Raw genomic sequence first — 21,137 nt, forward strand, 5'->3', positions numbered from 1 at the left:
GGTCACGCTCCTCCCATTTCTCCAGATTCATATAGCAGGCAGGTCAAGCCAACCAGCCCCGCCGTCTCCGTCCTTAATATTCGCTTGCCCAGTCCGGCCAATCTTGCCCCGGCCGCCTGCGCCTCCTCCGCTTCGCGCTCTGTGAAGCCGCCTTCGGAACCGACGATCAGCAGGATCGAAGGCTCCTTTCCGCTTGCGGATTCCGTTTCCTCTTCACGCTCCCGCTTCCATGCCCGGACAACGTCTCCAATGCCCTGTCCATGCGCGCGATCACCTTCGCGCTCATAGCAAAACAGAGCCAGATCGTATTCCGGGATGCCAGCAAGCAGCTTCTTCCAGCTTGCAAGCGGCAGGATAGACGGAATGCGGTGACGATGCGACTGCTCCGCAGCTTCCTTCGCGATCTTGCTCCAGCGCTCCAGCCGCTTCGCTTCCTTCTTGGCATCGTACTGGACGATCATCCGCTCTGATTCGAACGGAAGGAACGCAACCGCTCCAATCTCCGTCCCTTTCTGAATCACCAGCTCCATCTTGTCGCCCTTAGGCAAGCTCTGGGCGATCGTGACTGCCCATGCCGGCTCGCTGTCCGGAGCAAGCAGCTCCAGCACTTCCGCTTTCACTTCCTGGGGAGTTGCCTCGCGCACAACCGCAAGAGCCGAACGGCCGGAGCCGTCGCATGCGATCAATTGGTCATCCGCCTTCATGCGCATAACCCGCGCTGCATGATGGGCGTCCTCGCCCGTTATCGTAATGACGCCGTCCCTGAACTGCTCCGGCGCTACAAAATATCGTTGCATAGACGTAAATCCATCCTTCATCTTAGCATGTTTTGACCACTGAAATCCATTGCAATGTCATACCAATTAAGCGGCGAGAAGATGCCGTCAAAGAAATTAATGAGTCCTAAGAAAATCGGCCCTTGCAGGCTCAAAATCGGATCGAGCGTCACCGCGCGCAGCGGCGGAATGAAAACAAACAGCAAAAAGATAATCATCGCCCAATGAATATTTTGTTCGATCTTGTAACGAATGCGCATCGGCAGCAATTCGGCTACAATGCGGTAGCCGTCTAGCGGAGGCAGCGGAATAAAGTTAAAGACGAACAAAAGCAAGTTAATAATAATTAAATACCAAAAGAAATGGACAAGCGCCATATATACGCCATGCGAAGCGGAATACAGCAGACCTGTTTCATGCAAAATGTAGAAAATCAACATCCCGACAAAGGCCATCAGCAAATTGCTGAGCGGACCAACGGCCGAGACGATGATGCTCATTAAGCGGCGATTTTTGAACTTGCTTGTGTTGACGGGCACCGGCTTGGCCCAGCCGAAACCGGCCACCAGAAGCAGGATAGAGCCAAACAAGTCCAGATGCACCATGGGGTTAAGCGTTACTCTGCCTTCCTTGTAGGCCGTATCATCCCCGAATTTGTATGCACTGTAAGCATGTGCGAACTCATGGACTGTAAATACGAGCATAAGCACGATCACTATAAACGGCAGGTCTTCAAGGGGAAACCATAAAAATCGCTCCATTTATCCCTCCTGCGGTTTTTCCGCAACAAAGGCAATCCAGTCCTCGTCGCGGCGTTTTTCGACGATGCGGAAGCCGGAAGCGATCAAGCCTTCCTCCACATCCGTCTCTTTATTTTTGTACACTCCAGAAGCAATATAGATTCCGCCCGGCTTCAGCGATTGATAGACATCGTCGATGAAGAGCAGGATAATCTCGGCCAGTATGTTGGCTACGACCAGATCGACCGGTACAGTCACGCGCAACCCGCTGGCTCCATCGGAAGCAGCTTCGCCGGCCTTCAGTACGCCAAGCAAATCGCTAAGCTTGACTTCCACTTGATCGGACAAGCTGTTCAGACGTACGTTTTCTGTCGCACTGGATACCGCAACCGGGTCCAGATCAAGTGCAAGCACACCCTTCACACCTAAACGGCATGCTCCAATTGCGAGAATGCCGGAACCAGTTCCGACATCGATCATTTCTTCGCCGCCCTTGACGACGGATTCCAGCGTCTGCAAACATAGCGCGGTCGTCGGATGCGTGCCCGTACCGAAAGCCATGCCGGGATCAAGCTCGATAATCCGTTCTCCTTCTCCGGCCTCGTACTCTTCCCAAGTAGGCTTGATTGTCAACGTATCCGATACCCGAAGCGGCTTGAAGTATTGCTTCCAAGCCGTAGCCCAGTCCTCATCGTCCACTTCAATGGCTTCATATGTCACAACGCCTGTATCAATATCGAATTCTTTCAGTTCCTCAACCCTTGGCTTAAGGGCGGCAATCAGTTCAACTGTATCTGTTCCTTCAGGGAAATATCCTTTAATTACTGCCTGGCCTTCCGGAATATCGTTAAGCGGCAGCTCGTACCATTGTCCCAGGGACGTGTCGCGCGGCTTGTTCAAAGTGCCGGACTCCTCGATCGATACGCCTCCCGCTCCCATTTCATGCAAGAAGTTAGAGATCATCTCCGTCGCTTCTTCAGTTGTACCTATTGTGATTTCATGCCATTTCATATGTAATGCCTCCCAAATATCAAAAATGCCTATCCTCTATTGTACACCAATCTCAGGGCGATGCACAAAAAAATGACGCAAAAAGCGGTCTGCTTCTTGCGTCATTTCTCCATTTAGTCAATCTTGCTGCCCTGACGTTATGCTCCCGCCAACTTGTTCGATCAACCTTATTGCACGGTCCGCTAACGTATCCTCGATCGTTGCAGTAAGGCGCCCTTGCGCATACAGGCCGTCTACGTCGACAACACGAAGCGCCTGCAGCTTATGTAACGCCTCCATGGCAGACTGCTCGTCTTGGAATGATGCATGAATTTCTACAGTTGACATGTTTATAGCTCCTGCGCCCGCTCGTCCGCTTCCTTCGCACGCTGCTGGGCCTTACGGTCCGCTTCGTCGGCAAGCTCCTCCGAGAATTCCACATCTTCGTTTTTACCGGTAGGCAGCTGGCCGAAATTAACATTTTCCAGCTCATTTTGTTCATTGGTCATGCTGAATCACTCCTTCTCATCCATTATGCGATTTCGTTTTTCACCGCTTTAGCATGCGTGGCCGGAAGTGAATCTATGCACAAAAAAACGTTCCGCGCTATTCGCCGCGGAACGCCTTTTTCATTTTATCGAAAATCGACTCATGATGTTCGCCTTGCTCGCTAGTCGATTCACCGGACAATCCGGCAAACTGACGAAGCAAATCCTTCTGATCATCGGTCAGACTAGTAGGCGTTACAATCGTTACCTTGACGTGCTGATCGCCCGTCCCATAACCCCTAAGCTTCGGCACGCCTTTGCCCTTAAGCCTGAAGTACGTACCCGTCTGAGTGCCGGCAGGAATCTTCAGCTTAACCTTCTCTGTCAGCGTAGGAATCTCGATCTCATCACCCAACGCAGCTTGAACGAACGTCAGCGGCACTTCGCAATAAATATCATCGCCCTCGCGCTCGAAGAACTCATGGGACTTCACACGAAGCACAATGTACAGATCACCCGCTGGTCCGCCTCTGAGGCCGCCTTCACCTTCGCCGGACATGCGGATTTGCGCACCGTCATCCACACCAGCAGGAATGTTGACTTTAATACGCCGTTGCTTTTTGACTTTCCCTGCGCCATGACAAGTTCCGCATTTGTCGCGGATAATGCGTCCCGTACCGGAACAATTCGTACACGCCCGGCGGTTGACCATCCTGCCGAATGGCGTATTTTGCACAACCTCTTGTTGTCCGCTTCCCCGACATGTCGAGCATGTCTCAGGTTTCGTGCCTGGTTTGGCGCCGGAGCCGTGACAAGTATCGCAAGATTCCGTTCTCGGAATCGTAATCTCTGTTTCCTTGCCGAAGACGGCTTCCTTGAATTCCACCGTCATCGTATATTGAAGATCGTTGCCGCGCTGCGGCGCATTCGGATCGCGGCGCCCGCCGCCTCCGCCAAAGAACATATCGAAGATATCGCCAAAGCCGCCAAAATCCGCGCCGCCTGCTCCACCCATGCCTTGGTTCGGATCGACATGTCCATACTGGTCATAGGTCGACCGTTTGCCGTCGTCGCTCAGCACGTCATACGCTTCCTTCACTTCCTTGAACTTCGTTTCTGCATCATCCGCCTTGTTCACATCGGGATGATATTGCCTGGCAAGCTTGCGGTATGATTTCTTAATATCTTCCGCGGAGGCATCCTTGCCGACACCCAGCACTTCATAATAATCGCGTTTGTTAGCCATCCGATCTCACCCCCGCTACCATTTATTGTATTGACGCACGAAAGGAGGTCAAAGACAGGGCAAGCCCCTCTTTGACCCCTCGCCAGTTGTTCTTACTTCTTGTTATCGTCGACAACTTCGTAGTCTGCGTCAACTACATTGTCCTTGCCTCTTGTACCCGCTGCATCGCCTTCAGGCGCGCCTTGATCTGCGCCTGCTTCTTGAGAAGCTTGCTCATACAGCTTAACAGACAGCTGCTGTACGATTTCCGTCAGCTCGGCAGTAGCCGCATTGATTTGCTCCAGATCATCCGTAGCAAGCGCTGCTGTTACTTTTTCTTTCGCCGCGTTCGCTTTTTCGATCTCGGAAGCATCCACTTTGTCGCCAAGGTCCTTCAACGTTTTATCCGTGGAATACACGAGTTGATCCGCCGCGTTTTTCGCTTCAACTAGCTCTTTGCGCTTGCGGTCATCTTCTGCATTCAGCTCGGCGTCCTTCATCATTTGTTCAATATCGGCTTCGCTCAAGCCGCCTGAAGATGTGATTGTGATTTTTTGGCTCTTGCCAGTGCCCTTATCCAGAGCAGATACGTTAACGATACCGTTCGCATCAATATCGAATGTGACTTCGATTTGAGGCACGCCGCGCGGTGCTGGCGGAATATCGCTGAGTGTGAAGCGACCAAGCGTTTTGTTGCCTGCCGCCATGGAGCGCTCGCCTTGCAAGACGTGAATCTCAACACCTGGCTGATTGTCAGCATAAGTGGAGAACACTTGCGATTTGCTTGTCGGAATGGTCGTATTGCGGTCGATCATCTTCGTGAACACACCGCCTGCTGTCTCGATTCCGAGCGATAGAGGCGTTACATCAAGGAGAACGACATCCTTCACATCACCAGTCAATACGCCAGCTTGAACAGCTGCGCCAAGGGCAACCACTTCATCAGGGTTAACGCCTTTATGCGGATCTTTGCCTGTAAGTTTCTTCACGGCTTCTTGTACAGCTGGAATACGAGTCGAACCGCCTACAAGTACGATTCTATCGATGTCATTTGCAGTCATGCCGGCATCGCTCAAAGCCTGACGAGTCGGGCCCAGCGTGCGCTCTACGAGAGCCGCGGACAATTCTTCGAATTTTGCACGAGTCAGGTTCATCTCCAAGTGCTGAGGCACCCCGTCAACCATCGTGATGAACGGCAAAGAAATAGTAGAAGTCATAACGCCAGAAAGCTCTTTTTTCGCTTTCTCAGCCGCATCTTTTAGACGCTGTACAGCTGCTTTATCTTTGGAAAGGTCGATGCCTTGATCTTTCTTGAATTCAGCTGCCAGGTAATCAATGATGACTTGGTCGAAGTCGTCGCCACCCAGCTTGTTGTCGCCGCTAGTCGCTTTTACTTCGAAGAAGCCGTCGCCCAGTTCCAGAATGGACACGTCGAATGTGCCGCCGCCAAGGTCATAGACAAGAATCGTTTGGTCTTCGGATTTCTCCATACCATATGCAAGCGCTGCAGCAGTTGGTTCGTTGACGATACGCAGAACTTCAAGACCAGCGATTTTGCCCGCATCTTTTGTCGCTTGACGTTGGCTGTCGTTGAAGTAAGCCGGAACCGTAATAACCGCTTGTGTAACCGTCTGACCCAAATAGGCTTCAGCGTCAGCTTTCAGCTTTTGCAGTACAATTGCCGAAATTTCTTGCGGCGTAAATTCTTTATCGTCGATTTTCTCCTTATGGTTGGTACCCATATGGCGTTTGATCGAGATGATTGTGCGATCTGGATTCGTGATCGCCTGGCGTTTTGCCGTCTCGCCGACAACGCGCTCTCCGTCTTTCTTGAAGCCGACAACGGACGGCGTCGTACGGTTGCCTTCCGGATTTGGAATAACAACTGCTTCGCCGCCTTCCATAACGGCTACGCAAGAGTTCGTAGTACCCAGGTCAATACCGATAACTTTGCTCATGGTTTATCCTCCTAAAAAGTTTGTGATTTTATAAACGAATATTTCGTTTATTGAAGCAAACTTGCTTCGTAAGCATCATCTAAAGTTTTGTGATTGGAGCCGCGATTAGCGGGTTAAAGCAAAGCTTACTTCGTAAGCATCTTCTAAAGTTTTGTGATTGGAGCCGCGATTAGCGGTGTGAAGCAAACTTACTTCGTAAGCATTAACTTAAAGTTTTGAATTCTTCATCTATAGCGTCGCAGCTCGTTAGCCGCTAACTTTAACCATCGCAGGACGAAGCACTTTCTCCTTGAGCATATAGCCCTTCTGTACTTCTTCTACGACGATGCCTTCTTCATACTCATCGCTTTCCACCTGCATGATCGCTTGGTGGAATTCCGGATTGAACGGCTCGCCTACCGCATTAATCGGCTTCAAACCTTCCGAATCCAGCGTTTGGCTAAGCTGGCGGAATATCATATCCACGCCTTTAGCTAACGATTCATAATCACTATTGGCGCTGGATGCGGCAATCGCGCGTTCGAAGTTATCTACAACCGGAAGCAGTTGCTCGATCAGCTTCATAGATGCGTATTGTGCCAGTTCTTCTTTTTCTTTCATTGTGCGGCGGCGGAAGTTGTCAAAGTCCGCTTGTACGCGTAAGTAACGCTGTTGCGATTCCTCGGCTTGCTTCTCCAGTTCAGCGTAACGCGGGTCCTCTGTCCCCTCTGTGTTCGCTTCTTCCGTCTGAGCGCTTTCCTCGGCCCCATTCTGAGTTTCAACAGCCTCGTCTAATACGGTATCCGTTGTTTCGTTATGTGTTTCTTTTGCACTCATTTGTTTCACCTCCTCATAAAATTGCCTTCTTGCAGCAAAGAAAATCCACTAAGCAATTCCATGGATCTTATCTATACCACCGGCTAAGCAAGACGCTCATATCTTTGGATATTAAGTCAAGCATGCTTATCACTTTGCCATACTCCATTCGTGTGGGGCCCAAGATGCCGATTGTGCCAAGCGATTCCCCATCAATGGAATACGTTGCCGTAATCAAGCTGCAATCGCTGATTGCCTTATGGTCATTTTCTGTTCCGATCCTCACTTGTATTCCGGAAGGGAGAGAAGAGAACATTTTCATAATGGTGGGCGTCTCATCCAGCAAATCCAGGATCGTCTTCACCTTGTCGACATCCTTGAATTCGGGCTGAGTCAGCATATTCGTCGCGCCGCTCATGAATACGCGCTGCTCGTCATCGTTCTGAAGCGCGCTGTCCAGCACGCTGATCAAGCTTTCATAATGATCGACATGACGCTCCAGCTCCTGACCGACCTCGCTATACAGCTTCGCCTTGAGACGAACAAGCGGTACGCCGACCAGCTTTGTATTCAGAATGTTGACGACCTTCTGCATATCGTCCATATTCAGCTCCGGCGGAACCGTTATGGTACGATTCTCCACATGGCCTGTATTAGTTACGATAATTGCAACTGCAGACGACGCATTAAGTGGAACTAGCCCAAAATGCTTCAAAGACGTATGGAACAGCTCCGGTCCGAGCAGGATCGACGTGTAGTTGGTCAAGCTCGACAGGACAGTCGCTGCTTGCTGAATGACCTGCTCCATCTGGCTCATTTTCTCTGTGACGAATGACCGCACAAAGCCAAGATCATCTTCCTTCATTTCCTTAAGCTGAATCAAATGATCAACATAATAGCGATAGCCTTTGGTGGAAGGCACTCGGCCTGCGGACGTATGGGGCTGCTCCAGGAAACCCAGCTCCTCCAGGTCCGCCATTTCATTCCGGATTGTAGCCGGACTGAACGCGACGTCGCCACGCTTGGATATGCTTCGCGAACCAACAGGTTCAGCCGAACGAATATAATCATCTACGATGGCATGCAATATCATACGTTGTCGATCCGTAAGCATTCCAATTCCTCCCCGTTTGTAATCCACTATCCCTCTGTTGACCCATCGTTAGCACTCAACTCCAATGAGTGCTAATCACTAATACAAAAATACCAAACCAGCTTTGTCATTGTCAAGTCGGTTCGGTATTTTTCAGCTAACATTTTCAATTGAACTTTATTTTTTATAGAATCGATTATTCAATCATTCCATGATTTCAGTACGTTTACGCCAATTCCCTGAGTACAGCAATCTCGTCGCATGCATGCTGTTTCGGGCAGTTCACGCAATCTCTCCATACCTTCTCCGGAAAAATTTCTTTCTCCACAATCTGAAATCCGTTCCGTTCGAAGAAAGGCACGGCATACGTCAGCGCCATTACTTTCGTAATGCCTTGTTCTTTGGCTTGCTCCAGCAGCTTATCGACCAGCTTGCTGCCGATACCAAGGCTCTTGTATCCATCCGTAATGCCTAGCGACCGGATCTCCACCAAGTTGTCGCCAAGCTTGGTAAGCGCCCCACAGCCGACAACCTCTTTGCCTATTTCCGCTACCACGAATGTATCTACTAAATGGGCCAGAACTTCGCGTGATCGAGGCAGCATAACACCCTTGTCGGCATAACCCTGAATTAATTGATATAACGTCTCCACATCATCCGTCGTTGCTGTCCTGCATAACACTTCCACTGCTTGCATAACTGCCTCCACCCCCGCATGTTCCCGATTCAATGTTCGTTTTGAATATGAATAAATATACATCAAAACGTATTAATACACAAGCGGAATTTATCCCTCTACGGTAATAAAGGCGCCGAACACTTCATTGCCCAGTAGAACACCCTGATCAGTCAGTCGATACACGGTATCGCCATCCATCTCCAGTCGTTCCAGCAGCTTGCTGCCAAGCAGTTTATGGATGATTGGACCAAAGCGTTCCTCCAGCTTGTGTCCCGGGAATTGCTCTGCAAACTTGGACGTCTTAACCCCTTCAAGCAGCCTTAAGCCAACCATCATAAAGTCTTCCATCGCTTCAGCTTCCGGAATATCGTACACCTCAAGCCGCGGCAATCGTTCGCGGTTAGCCTCAATATAAGGCTGTACGCCCTTCAGATTGACATGTCGTGTTCCCCGGGCGTAGCCATGGGCTCCAGCGCCAAGCCCGTAATAAGGCTCATTGCGCCAGTACGTGGAATTATGCCGGCTCTCGTAACCCGGCTTGGCAAAGTTACTGATCTCGTAATGGCGGTAGCCGTTTTCCTTCAGCTTCTTCATTAATAGAAGAAACATGTTGAACTCCTCTTCCTCAGGAGGCAGCGGGAGCTCGTTACGCTCATACAGCTTATGGAACAGCGTGTTCTCTTCCACCTTCAGGCTGTACAGCGAATAGTGTGGCAAACCAAGCGCCATCGCACGGTCTACACTGTCGGACAGATGCTCCAGCGTCTGTCCCGGCAAGCCAAACATGAGGTCGATCGACAAATTATCGAACCCCGCTTTGCGCGCATTGTCCAAGCTAAGATAGACATCGTCCACATTATGGATTCTGCCGATTCGCTCCAGCAACCCATTGTCAAAGGATTGGACCCCAAAGCTGATCCTGTTCACACCGCCGCTGCGCATCGCCTGAAGCTTTTCGAGATCCGTTGTACCCGGATTGGCCTCCATCGTCACTTCTGCATCATCCGCAATAGGGAAATGCTTGAACACCGCTTGCAAAAACCGCTCCATCTGCGGAGGAGTCAATACGGTCGGCGTGCCTCCGCCTACGAACACCGTCTCAATGCGCTCCGGCGGAAGCGAAGCTACCGTTCGCTTCATCTCCTCCTCCAGCGCATCCAGGTATTGATCGACAGGCTGTCCCTTCAGAATATAAGAGGTAAAATCGCAATAATGACATTTGTTCGTACAGAAAGGAATGTGTATATAAAGCGCCTTCGGAGCCGCTTGCAATCTGTTCATCCTGCTCTCTCCTTCCTTCTACAAAAAACGAAGGAGAGCGTTCGCTCTCCCCCGTGAACGTATTTAACGTATCGTTTAATCTTCGTCGATTTTCAGAACCGCCATAAATGCTTCTTGCGGAACCTCGACGCTGCCTACCTGCTTCATCCGCTTCTTGCCTTCCTTCTGCTTCTCAAGCAGCTTGCGCTTCCGGCTGATATCGCCGCCATAACACTTGGCAAGAACGTTTTTGCGCATCGCCTTGACGGTTTCGCGCGCGATAACCTTGGTGCCAATGGATGCCTGTACCGGCACCTCGAACATCTGGCGCGGAATAAGCTCCTTCATCTTCTCACAAATTAGCCGTCCGCGATGATAAGCCTTATCCCGGTGAACGATAACCGACAAGGCATCGACTTGCTCGCTGTTCAGCATGATGTCCATCTTCACGAGGCTCGACTTGCGGTAACCCGACAGCTCATAGTCGAATGAAGCATAACCTTTTGTTCTGGACTTCAATTGGTCGAAAAAGTCATATACGATCTCCGACAGCGGCATATCGTACGTAATCGTGACACGGTTCGCATCCAGATACTCCATATTGATGAAGTCGCCGCGTTTGCCTTGGCAAAGCTCCATGATTGTGCCTACATAATCGTTCGGCACGATGATGGAAGCCTTTACGTACGGCTCCTCCACATAATCCAGCTTGCCCGATTCCGGGTAGTTGGACGGGTTATCGATATCCATCGTATCGCCGTTCGTCAACGTAACTTTATAGATAACGCTTGGCGCGGTAGTGATGAGCGGGATATTGAACTCACGCTCGATGCGTTCCTGGATAATCTCCATATGCAGCAGTCCGAGGAATCCGCAGCGGAATCCGAAGCCGAGTGCCGTGGAAGACTCCGGCTCGTAACGGAGTGATGCGTCGTTCAGCTCGAGCTTCTCAAGCGCATCCCGAAGGTCATTGTAGTCCTGCGTCTCAATCGGATAGAGACCGCAGTAAACCATCGGATTGATCCGGCGATAGCCTGGAAGCGGCTCAGGCGCCGGACGCTTCGCATCGGTCACCGTATCGCCTACGCGTGTATCCTTCACGTTCTTGATGCCTGCGACAACAAAACCAACGTCCCCAACGGACAGTTCGTCTACAATTGTCATGCTCGGCTTGAACACACCTACCTCGATGACTTCGAACTCTGCCCCCGTCGCCATAAATCTGATCTTCTTGCCTGCGCGGATGTGCCCGTCAACGACGCGGACATAGACAATTACGCCTTTGTATGCATCATAGTGAGAATCGAATATAAGTGCCTTCAAAGGCTGGTCCGGATCGCCGTTAGGTGCGGGCACCTTTGTTACGACTTGCTCCAATATTTCTTTAATGCCGATACCGGCTTTGGCCGAAGCGTGTACTGCATCGCTTGCGTCCAGTCCAATCACATCTTCGATCTCTTGCTTCACCCGATCCGGCTCGGCGCTCGGAAGGTCGATCTTGTTAATGACGGGCAGCACTTCGAGATTATTGTCGAGCGCCAGATATACGTTGGCCAGCGTCTGGGCTTCAATCCCTTGCGCTGCGTCAACTACGAGAAGCGCACCTTCGCATGCAGCCATGCTTCGTGACACTTCGTATGTAAAGTCGACATGCCCAGGCGTGTCAATCAGATTGAGCAAATATTCCTCGCCATCGTCGGCACGGTAGCTGAGACGAACCGCCTGAAGCTTGATCGTAATGCCACGTTCACGCTCCAGATCCATCTTGTCCAGAACCTGCGCCTGCATTTCTCTAGAGCTTAATGCTCCGGTAAATTCCAATATCCGGTCCGCAAGCGTTGACTTGCCATGGTCAATATGAGCGATAATGGAAAAATTTCTTATTTTCTTCTGCCGGTCACGAACGTCAGTCATGCTTGAGCCCCCACACATTCCAATAATTCCAATCATTCCTCCTATTATACCAGTTCGAAGGAATGTCAGCAATGAAGGTTTAGTTCATCCAGCCGTCGAACAGACCCACAACAAAGCGAATGCCCTTGCTGGATGCTGATTGCAGCAGACCGGATGTCGAATCGGCAAGCTTGTTGACAGCCGGCTGGCCATTCTCGCTTGGCATGCCCGGCAAGCGTGTTCCCTCTCCCTCATAACCGTTGCCGTATGCGATACGCCGGATTTCTTCAAGCTCCCGCTCCAGCTCGGCAATTCGCTTGTCCGTCTCCGTTACATATTCAGCCGTGCCGGATCCGACTGTATACTCCTCGCCGTCGATCGGGCCGTAGATGCGCTCAATCCCCGTATTCGACATCTCAAGTCCGAACATGACCAGCAACGCAATCGCGCCTCCGATCGCAAGCCACTTCCAAGCGTTACCTTTCATGGCCGTCTACTCCTTTCCCGATACTTTCTCCGCATCCCAATAGATCGATGAGATCACTTCCGCCAAAGCATCTGCTGTCCGGTAGCATTCCTCAAGCGTATTCTCGATTCCGCCGATTTCGATCAGTGCGCTTTCAGGAGCCAACGATTGGTTATACTCCGCATTACCCGTAGTTTTCCCCCATATTCCCCTAGAAATACCGGGATACTTTTTCTCGAGTGCATTATGAATCTTGGTTGCAAAAGCTTCGTTTTCTTTCCAATTCGGATTTTTATTGCCGATGACAAAATAAACTTGCGCATAGCTTGTTCCTTCAATCTCGGTTGTCGTATATTTGCGTTTTTGCGAGTCCCGGTGAAGATCGAAGAACAGCTTGAGATCGCCGCTGCTGGCCATCGCTTCTTTCACCGTTTTTTTGGAATATTTGTAGCTGTAAGCATAATTAAAGCCTTTGACGGTTGAAGGATAATCCGTATCGGAGTGCAGAGCGCCTATGCCTTCCTCCTCAAGCTTATCTGCCAGCCGCTTTCCTACCAGTGTTATGTTTTTCGTCGTGGAGCTGACGTCCTTCGTGTCCTTCTCCAGCTCCGGCAGCCATGATTCGCGATTATGGGTGTGGTAGATAAAGGCTACTTTGCTTTTGCCGGTATCAGGCTTGTCCGATGGAGCCGGCGGCTTTGGATCAGGCGACTGCTCCGGTTCTGGCGAAGGCTCTTCCTCAGGTCCTTCTGTCGCTAGAGGCGGTTCGTCGTCTTCATGAGCGCCGCTTGCAGGATCGATAATAGGAAGATGATCCTGCGGACCATTGTTCGTATCGGTCCCTACTCCCCTCCGAATGAGGAAGGAATCATTATGCATACCGGGCAGCTCCGCAGAAAGGACACCTGACGGATCGTTCGGATTAATGCTCGTCAGCGTGCGCATCAGGAATGTGCTGATCTCCCTGTTCGTGAATGAGTCCGATTCCAGGCCGCTATGGAATGCAGGCATCTCCATCTCCATCATATCCCCGAAAAAACCGCTCGAAACCGCAGCTGAGAATCCTTTCATCGAATGGATAGGCGAGCTCGTCGATTGCTGATGAAGAATACCCGCTGCACCTAACACAATAAAAAAAATCATGGAGCTCAATGATAAAAAGGAGAAGGCTCTCCCCGTGACAAGCAGATGCTTCATTTTTGTGCGATCACCCATTTGATTCAGCCACTCTGGTTTGCGATTCATCATTTTGTGTACCTCCTATTATCCGCTGACGCGATAGTTATGCCGCTCTAATCTACTATCAATCTATGAGACAAGCAGGATTCATAGAACCAATAGATTTCTATGCTGCTAGGTCATAGAATCTTCACAGGAGATTCCGCCTTATAATTCCAGCATAAAAAAACGAAGCGGATGCTTCATTCGCATCCGCTTCGCTCCGACAACCCTAATATCACACCTGGACGAACAACGTTAATGGGTGTATGCAGCTACATTATCCGTATCCACAGCATCATGCAGCGATGCGTTAAGTCCGCTTGCAATAATGTTGGCGATATCCTCGATGAATTGATCCACTTCCTTCGGCGTGACCAGCAGATCGTGACCGATCGGGCTCAGCACCTCCCGAACAAGCTGAAGCCGCTCGTGCTCGTCCATCTGGTTCATGAGACCAAAAATTTGATTCGTATCGCCCTTCTGATTCTCCAGATGCGACTTCATCATTTCGAACGTATTGTTTACAATCGTTGAAGCATAGACGACAGTCGGCACCCCGATTGCAATGACAGGCACGCCTAATATGTCACGGGTGAGCCCTTTACGCTTGTTCCCGATGCCCGAGCCGGGATGAATGCCGGTGTCGGCAATCTGGATGGTCGTATTGACGCGTTCAATGGCTTTCGAGGCCAGCGCGTCAATCGCAATGATCAGATCAGGCTTTGAGCGGTCGACAATGCCCTGCACAATCTCGCTTGACTCTATGCCAGTAATGCCTAGCACGCCCGGCGCAACTGCGCTGACAGAGCGATAGCCTGGCGCAACCTGATCCGGCATTAATTCGAAGAAATGCCTGGTGACCATCACATTCTCGACAACCAGCGGCCCAAGCGCGTCAGGCGTTACATTCCAATTGCCCAGACCAACAATTAGTACACGGGAGTCTTTGGAGATATTCAGCCGCTGCAGGAACGTCTCGAAGTGCTTGGCAAATTGCGTTGCCACCCGATCTTGCAGCTTTGTATCGCCTTCTCGCAATCCTGGTACCTCAAGGGTAATGTATTGCCCGATCATCTTGCCGATCGCTTGCGAGCCCTGCTCATTCTGCACATGCAGCGTCGTAATCGTGATGCCGTCATCCTCCGTCGTATCGGAATGAATGCCCGGGATCGGTCCGGAACCGGGAAGCTCTGCCATCTCCTTGGCTTCCAGCGCCAAATCAGTTCTTACATTGAATTTCTGCAAATCAAGATCTTTCTCCACAGCCACGATTCTCCCTTCATATGTACAATCTCCCGTTATTGTTCGCAGCTGGCGTAATTTCATACTTGTATTGCATAGTGCAACTCCTTGCTCCGCCCCATGTTCGGCATATTGGTTACTATTGCTTTTTGGGCAGTCGCATGATAATATATTTTAAGTTGTGTTGTAGTTCTGCACAGAACCATGTAGGAGGTGAAATCCATGCCAAACATTAAATCCGCGATTAAACGCGTAAAAACAAGCGAGAAACGTCGCGCTTTGAACGCATCCCAAAAATCCGCACTTCGTTCGGCCGTTAAAACTGCTGACCAAGCGATCGCTGGCACTGATGTAGATGCTGCTAAAGCGGCTCTGATCACAGCTTCGAAAAAATTGGACAAAGCAGTAACGAAAGGCCTGATCCATAAAAATGCGGCTTCCCGCAAAAAATCCCGTCTTGCTAAACGCCTGAACGCATTGTCCGCTCAAGCGTAAGCTCATTCAACAAGACAACAATAGGCTTCGCCTTCTCTTAGAGGGCGAAGCCTTTTTGCATGTCCATTCTGTTAGTTGACTGTCCTCTCGATTGGTTACGTCACGTCCCCTTACAGATTCGGAGGGGCTCGAACCTAAGCCCCTTTATCCGCGCTTAAGGACAGCAGGTACATCTCCAGACCGAACGTCTTGTCAATGGTCCCTGTCTTCATGCCGTAATCCAGATCAGCCAAGGATGACAGCAAGCGTCCGAGCGTAGCTGTTTTGAATTTGCGGCTCTTCTCGGCTGCAAGCTTGACCGCATAAGGATGCAGGCCCAATTGACCGGCCATCTGCTGCGGGGAATAATGATGCTGCTCCAGCTCCTTAATCTGCAGCATGATGCGCAGCTGCCTGGCGATTAAGGCCGCGATCTTGATCGGCTCCTCCCGGCGAATAAGCAGCTGGCGGTACAGCTCAAGCGCTTTGCCGATCCGCAGCTCTGCAATGGCATCTACCAGTGCGAACACATCCTCTTCCACCGTAGCCGCAGTAAGCATAGCGGCTGTCTCTCTTTCGATAACGCCGCCCTCACCGGCATGCAGACAGAGCTTGTCCACTTCTTGGGCAAGCTGTCCCATATTGACGCCGACCCGGGATAGAAGCAGCTCCGCCGCTCCTTCCGTCAATTGGCGATGCTGCTCCGACGCCCTGCGTATCATCCAGCGCATCAGCTCCGGCGTATCCAGCTCGGGGAATGCGATCAGCGCTTTGCGGTCCTTTAGCGCCTTGACCAGCTTGCGTCTTTCATCAAGCTTATCCGCATATACGGCAAAAACGATAACGCTAGTCTCAAGCGGGAACTCGATATAGCGCAGCAACGACTCCGGACGATGCTCCAGCTTCGCATTTTCCTTGCCTCCAGCTGCCATAACCGACGCATCTCGCACAAGCACCAGCTTTCGCTCCAGGAAGAATGGCGGAGACTCCGCCTCAATAACGGCTTCCTCCAGTGGCGTCTCTGACGTATCGTACTTCATGACGCCCATTTCTCTCTCGTCGCTTTGGAACATCGCATTGGTCAGCGCTCCAATGAATTGCTCCATCCGGTATCGGTCCTTGCCGTATAGCACATAAACCGGCTTGAACTTGCCGGACTTGATTTCTTTGACGGCTTCCTTTACATCCATGCGTTTGCTCCCCCACTTCAATGATGTAATGAACGGCAACAAAGGGATGAGCCATCGATTGGCCATCCCTTTGTCTTTATATTAACACCCGCCGGCAGCTCCATGGCACTGCCTAAGCGAATGGTCTAACGACGTCGCGGTAACGTCGCAGACTGAACTCTTGCTCTATCATACGGCAGATCACGGCCGGATGTGCGCGAATCCACCAATTAATGCGTTGCTTTTTTTTCCTTCCAGTTCAAAGCCTCAATGACGTATTTCTCAGCAGCTCCCCGATCCAATTGCACCTCATACGTAAGCTGGCTGCTGTCATCGGACCATGCAATCCCGGTATGCTGTCCGTTCTTGCGGGATGTCTGCATTACCGTCTTGTTGTCATCTGCTGACACAATTGAAATGGCATGCTGATCCAGCAGCGCTACATAGCGACCGTCCGGCGAAGGGAACGCGTTGGCAGCGACAATGCCCAGACCAGGATGATCTTCCTTCTGAACGTCGGATTCGCCAGGAGCTTCTATTGGAGTACCAGATTGGTCGACAACTTCCGTCTTGTCCGCCACGATGCCTTTTCCGGTAACAGTGACATCCGTTCCGCTGACGCTCACGTCGCCGCCGGCTTCAGGATTGTGATCCCCCTCGGCAGCCAGCCCTTGTGCCGATTCTTTTTCATTGGCTCTGAATTCAATTTCAGACTGTCCTGATATCGTATCTGTCTGCCTGAACAAATTCGCAGTTGCTCCCTCCGAATCCGCAGGCATATCCGCCGAATAGGACAATTTGCCTCCAGCATTGTCGTTGATCGCAGCAGGATCGTTCAAGATAAAAAATCCGGCCACAACACCCGCTGCGACGACACTCCCAATAGCGCTCCAAGTGGTCCAGCGTCTCTTGCGCGGCATGCGGCGCGGCTCAGCAGCGGCTCTCGCTGGTATGACGGATGATGGTTCTGCGAGAGACGCAGCGCTGGCGGCAAGACGATCAAGCCTCTCCAGCTCGGGCATAATCGCATCCACGAGGCTGTAGCTGGGCGTTACCTTGGGCAAGGCAGTGAGATCTGCAGATAACTGCTTCATCCGCTCGAACATGGCTGCACAGTCCGGACATTGTCTTGTATGGTTCATCAAGACCTCCAGTTCGGCGTCACTGAGATCGTCATCTAGCTGTCTTTGCATGAGTTCCATCACCTCTTGACAATTCATCCCCGGACACCACCTTTCTGATAATCATGGAGTAAAGATTGCAGCTGTTGCCTAGCCCTGAACAAGTAAGACTTTACCGTATTAAGCGGCAGGTCAAGCGAATCCGCAATTTCGTTATACGAGAAATCCTGCAAGTAGCGAAGCACGACAACCGTACGGTGGTGCTCCGGGAGCTTGTCGATGGCACTTCGAATATCCTGAAGGGCATACGCGGATAATACCTCGTCCTCCACGTTCTGCTTCTCCCGGAATACCATCTCATGCTCATCGATAGATACCGTAGGCTTGCTTCGTCTAAACTTGTCAATGCATATGTTAGTTACAATGCGCTGTATCCATGTCTTGAACTGCGCCTTCTCTTCATAAGAGCCGATCTTCGTATAGATGCGGATTAATGCCTCTTGCGATGCATCCATCGCGTCTTGCTCGTTATTTAATATATAATAGGCTGTCCGATAAACATGGGTTTCAATCTCACGCAACAGAGTAATTAAAGCGTCTCGATCTCCCGATTGGGCGGCTTTAATAAGGCCGGGCTCAACCACGAAGGATCCTCCTCTCTTGCAACCTTACTGACGGACGGGTTGCGTTAAATGTTGCAGGTCGTTAAAACGAATTTTTTATTTTTTTAATAAAAATCATGGATTTATATCATTTTGTCTTTTTTTGTGGAAATGTGCAATCAGAGCCCCTTCTCTTAATAAAATAGAGAACTCCACATTAAAGAATACCAAATTAATAGATATCCGTATAGCTATTCATTTTTGGAACGCCGATATCCCCTTGCTGCTTACCCGGAATCTCGCTTCCCCGCCGGTATCTGTCCTCCATAATACAACTCCTGCCGCTTCCAGACGTCCCAGCACATCTGGATGAGGATGGCCGTATGTATTGGTGGCGCCCACTGAAGCCACCGCACCGGACGGACGCCAGTATGCCAGCCATTCGTTGCCCGTGGAATGACGGCTGCCATGATGGGCAACCTTCATCATATCGATTGGCTCTTGGGGTACAAGAATCCGTTCTCTCGTCATTCGGACGATCGCACTCTCCGTCCGGGTAGAGATGTCGCCTGTAAACAGGAACCGGCTGTCGTAAAGCTGTACGGCGACAACGAGGCTAAGCTCATTCTGATCTTTTATTACGGGAATGTCAGACATGCGTTCCGCCGGCCATAATACGTCCAGACGAGTCTCTTTGTCAAGCGACCAACTCTCGCCCGCTATCGGAGCGTACAGTGGAATATCGGCTCGAAGCGCCGCTTCCATTAGCCGGCTTGAATCTTCCGATGATCTCAGAGTGCCGTTCCACCATATTCGGGTGACGGGAATCTCCTTAATGACCGCTATCAACCCTTTTATATGATCCGTGTCCATATGCGAGAGAATCAACAAATCAATGCGATGAACCCCTCGGTCTCTTAATAAAGGAACCAGCACCTTGCTTCCGACCTCAAACGGATCGCTGCGACTCCTCCACTCCTCGCCAGGCTTGCGGAACGAAAGCGCTCCGCCTCCGTCGACGAGAATATGCTTGCCGCTTGCGGTACGAATAAGCGCGGCATCCCCCTGTCCAACGTCCAGAAAACTGACTGTCGCCGTCCCGTCGAACGCATCGGGCATATAAGCATAGACAAGGAGCAGCATCGCAACAAGCGCATGAAGGATCAGCGGCTTATACACGCTGAGACGGTTGCGTGTTTCCATAATTGTAGAGTCACTAAGATAAGGTTTTACATCCCCGAAATGCTTAGTTTCCTCCGCCTGTATAGGAGCCGTCTCCTCACTGTGTTCCGAATCCGCTGCCGAAAGCCGCCCTTGCTCCATGCTCGCATCCCCTCTGCCCAGCCTTCGAAAAGCCACTCCCATCAGCAATAACCAGACCACCACCCACCATAAAGGCGGTGTTCCCCATACCTGCCTGAACAGGGCTTGATCGGCCAGCCATTCAATAATGGCAAATGATCCATCGTTGGCAATGACGGATACATTCGCGATTAACTTGGCGCCCCAGGGCCATAGCATCGACAATACTAGCGCAGCCGCCCCTGCCGGCATCACGATCATGCTAATGAATGGAACAAGCACAAAGTTCGCCAGAAGAGACAGCAGATTGAACTGGTTAAAGTAATAGATGGTAACCGGAAAGGATACCAATTGGGCGACCACCGTGACCGCAATCAGATCCAATACCCAGCCTCCCCGCCGCCATCTCGGCAGGGCGCGCCTGAATGGCGGCACTCCGATAATGAGGCCCAAGGTAACGATAAAGGACAGCTGGAAGCTGACATCATTGAGAAAATAAGGATTGAAGAGCAGCAGGACGACTGCTGCCGCCGCGATCAAATGCAAGCCGTCCTTCAGCTTGCCCATCCGGGCAGCAACCAGGCCAAGCATAGCCATTAGTCCCGCTCTCAGCACCGAGGGCGACGCTCCCGTCAGCAGCACATAGAAAGGAACAGCCGTCATCAAGATGAGCAAGATGCGCTCGCGCGGCTGACGCAGCATCTTGAGTATGCTAGTCAAGGCGTACATGAACACGCCGACATGCAGGCCCGATATTGCCAATATATGCGTCAAGCCGAGACGAGCGAATTGGTTGAATTGCTCGGGGTCGAGGTCCTCGCGGATGCCGAGGACGAGCCCCTTCATGTAGCCGGCTTGCTCTGCCGGATACATGAAGTCCAGCCGCGCGCCCAGCCAAGCGCGCGCGGCGTCGACGCGGCCATATATGGCGGCCGCGGAGAGGGCTTCGGCCGCTGGAGCCTCTACGGCGAGGGCGGCTGCGCCTTTACTCTTCAACAGCCAGTGGATGCCCTGGCTGCTGAGGTAGCGGCGATAGTCGAAGCCGCCGCTATTGGTTGCCGTCGCCGGCTGCGACAGCTCGCCGTCGATGCGCACTTGATCGCCGCGCTGCCAAGCCGCGGCGATCGCTTGCTCCGGCTGCGCTGCGAGCCGAAGCTGAACCATAAGCCGCTCGCCGCGCATAATGAGCGGTTCTTCATCTGCCACTTGGATGGCCGCAGCCTCCAAGCGGAATTGCGCTCGGTCTCCATCCACCTCGACCGCAGAAATGATTGTGCCGCTTACGCGGACGCTGTAGGCTGCTCTTGGTCCATCCGACTCAGCAACCGCCAGCAGCTCCTGCAGCTCCGTCACATTGCGTGAATCCGCCCACAGCCGCTCGCCAGCAGCCACACAAAATCCGAGCAGACAAATGATCGCCAGCCCTTTGCTCGCCTGCCTGCCAATTACAGCGGCAACCGCCAGCAGGAACGCCGCCCCTCCCGCATACAGCGTGCCGCGCCAGCCGAGTCCGGCAGCTGCGCAGCTGCCAAGCACAAAAGTTAAAGAAAACCATACAAGCGGCCTTCTATTCATAGCCATCCCTTCACGAACCCCCCTGCGCCGAAAATAAAAAAAGAACCTCCAGCCGCATGACTTCATGC

20 protein-coding genes are annotated in these 21,137 nt (G+C 51.6%); 1 reads left to right on the plus strand and 19 read right to left on the minus strand.

The annotated features are described in order from the left end of the window. Nucleotides 1-2 precede the first annotated feature (2 nt). From AC0YNW_RS15225 to gpr, 15 genes are all read right to left on the minus strand, one after another. On the minus strand, nt 3-797 hold the full coding sequence (locus AC0YNW_RS15225; protein WP_475832652.1) for an RsmE family RNA methyltransferase: 795 nt from the start codon (nt 795-797) through the stop codon (nt 3-5). A gap of 17 nt (nt 798-814) precedes the next feature. Next, a complete protein-coding gene (locus AC0YNW_RS15230; RefSeq protein WP_475832653.1) occupies nt 815-1,537 on the minus strand; it encodes a site-2 protease family protein in 723 nt (240 codons plus the stop codon). After that, nucleotides 1,538-2,527 (minus strand): 50S ribosomal protein L11 methyltransferase, encoded by a 990-nt coding sequence (prmA, locus tag AC0YNW_RS15235; RefSeq protein WP_475832654.1) that lies wholly within the window; start codon nt 2,525-2,527, stop codon nt 1,538-1,540. Between the two features lie 117 nt (nt 2,528-2,644). Then, nucleotides 2,645-2,854: a hypothetical protein gene (locus AC0YNW_RS15240; RefSeq protein WP_475832655.1), complete on the minus strand. Its 210-nt coding sequence runs from the start codon at nt 2,852-2,854 to the stop codon at nt 2,645-2,647. Nucleotides 2,855-2,856: 2 nt separating this feature from the next. Then, the gene (locus tag AC0YNW_RS15245; RefSeq protein ID WP_475832656.1) at nt 2,857-3,015 is read right to left on the minus strand and encodes a YfhD family protein; all 159 of its coding nucleotides are present in this window, start codon (nt 3,013-3,015) and stop codon (nt 2,857-2,859) included. A 97-nt stretch (nt 3,016-3,112) separates the two neighbouring features. Further along, a complete protein-coding gene (gene dnaJ, locus AC0YNW_RS15250) occupies nt 3,113-4,240 on the minus strand; it encodes a molecular chaperone DnaJ (protein ID WP_475832657.1) in 1,128 nt (375 codons plus the stop codon). Between the two features lie 92 nt (nt 4,241-4,332). Beyond that, nucleotides 4,333-6,177 carry a molecular chaperone DnaK gene (dnaK, locus tag AC0YNW_RS15255; RefSeq protein WP_475832658.1) on the minus strand — a complete coding sequence of 615 codons (1,845 nt, stop codon included), beginning with the start codon at nt 6,175-6,177 and terminating at the stop codon, nt 4,333-4,335. Between the two features lie 246 nt (nt 6,178-6,423). Beyond that, nucleotides 6,424-6,993: a nucleotide exchange factor GrpE gene (gene grpE, locus AC0YNW_RS15260; protein ID WP_475832659.1), complete on the minus strand. Its 570-nt coding sequence runs from the start codon at nt 6,991-6,993 to the stop codon at nt 6,424-6,426. A 67-nt stretch (nt 6,994-7,060) separates the two neighbouring features. Next, nucleotides 7,061-8,086 (minus strand): heat-inducible transcriptional repressor HrcA, encoded by a 1,026-nt coding sequence (hrcA, locus tag AC0YNW_RS15265; RefSeq protein WP_387474143.1) that lies wholly within the window; start codon nt 8,084-8,086, stop codon nt 7,061-7,063. Between the two features lie 205 nt (nt 8,087-8,291). Further along, nucleotides 8,292-8,762, minus strand: coding sequence for an N-acetyltransferase (locus AC0YNW_RS15270; RefSeq protein ID WP_387474145.1), 471 nt, complete (start codon nt 8,760-8,762; stop codon nt 8,292-8,294). A 90-nt stretch (nt 8,763-8,852) separates the two neighbouring features. After that, nucleotides 8,853-10,025: a radical SAM family heme chaperone HemW gene (gene hemW / locus AC0YNW_RS15275; RefSeq protein ID WP_475832660.1), complete on the minus strand. Its 1,173-nt coding sequence runs from the start codon at nt 10,023-10,025 to the stop codon at nt 8,853-8,855. 75 nt (nt 10,026-10,100) lie between these two features. Further along, complete coding sequence (lepA, locus tag AC0YNW_RS15280) at nt 10,101-11,918, minus strand: translation elongation factor 4 (RefSeq protein ID WP_475832661.1); 1,818 nt, start codon at nt 11,916-11,918, stop codon at nt 10,101-10,103. 79 nt (nt 11,919-11,997) lie between these two features. Further along, complete coding sequence (locus tag AC0YNW_RS15285; protein WP_475832662.1) at nt 11,998-12,384, minus strand: hypothetical protein; 387 nt, start codon at nt 12,382-12,384, stop codon at nt 11,998-12,000. Nucleotides 12,385-12,390: 6 nt separating this feature from the next. Continuing rightward, nucleotides 12,391-13,611: a stage II sporulation protein P gene (gene spoIIP / locus AC0YNW_RS15290; RefSeq protein WP_475832663.1), complete on the minus strand. Its 1,221-nt coding sequence runs from the start codon at nt 13,609-13,611 to the stop codon at nt 12,391-12,393. Nucleotides 13,612-13,839: 228 nt separating this feature from the next. Continuing rightward, nucleotides 13,840-14,781, minus strand: a complete 942-nt coding sequence (gene gpr / locus AC0YNW_RS15295) for a GPR endopeptidase (RefSeq protein ID WP_387474284.1) — start codon at nt 14,779-14,781, stop codon at nt 13,840-13,842. Between the two features lie 267 nt (nt 14,782-15,048). Here gpr and rpsT point away from each other — a divergent pair, with 267 nt between their 5' ends. Then, nucleotides 15,049-15,321 carry a 30S ribosomal protein S20 gene (gene rpsT, locus AC0YNW_RS15300; RefSeq protein ID WP_387474155.1) on the plus strand — a complete coding sequence of 91 codons (273 nt, stop codon included), beginning with the start codon at nt 15,049-15,051 and terminating at the stop codon, nt 15,319-15,321. A 134-nt stretch (nt 15,322-15,455) separates the two neighbouring features. On the opposite strand, the gene holA is transcribed toward rpsT, so the two are convergent. The 4 genes from holA to AC0YNW_RS15320 all read right to left on the minus strand — a co-directional run bounded on the left by holA (nt 15,456) and on the right by AC0YNW_RS15320 (nt 21,075). Next, on the minus strand, nt 15,456-16,490 hold the full coding sequence (gene holA / locus AC0YNW_RS15305) for a DNA polymerase III subunit delta (protein WP_475832664.1): 1,035 nt from the start codon (nt 16,488-16,490) through the stop codon (nt 15,456-15,458). 209 nt (nt 16,491-16,699) lie between these two features. Further along, the gene (locus AC0YNW_RS15310) at nt 16,700-17,689 is read right to left on the minus strand and encodes an anti-sigma factor (protein ID WP_475832665.1); all 990 of its coding nucleotides are present in this window, start codon (nt 17,687-17,689) and stop codon (nt 16,700-16,702) included. Further along, entirely contained in the window at nt 17,686-18,234 is a 549-nt protein-coding gene (locus AC0YNW_RS15315) for an RNA polymerase sigma factor (protein ID WP_116045041.1), read from the minus strand. Before AC0YNW_RS15315 ends, AC0YNW_RS15310 begins: the two co-directional genes overlap by 4 nt. A gap of 213 nt (nt 18,235-18,447) precedes the next feature. Continuing rightward, nucleotides 18,448-21,075: a ComEC/Rec2 family competence protein gene (locus AC0YNW_RS15320; RefSeq protein ID WP_475832666.1), complete on the minus strand. Its 2,628-nt coding sequence runs from the start codon at nt 21,073-21,075 to the stop codon at nt 18,448-18,450. Nucleotides 21,076-21,137 lie beyond the last annotated feature (62 nt).

Source organism: Paenibacillus sp. J31R120 (genome assembly GCF_056269225.1).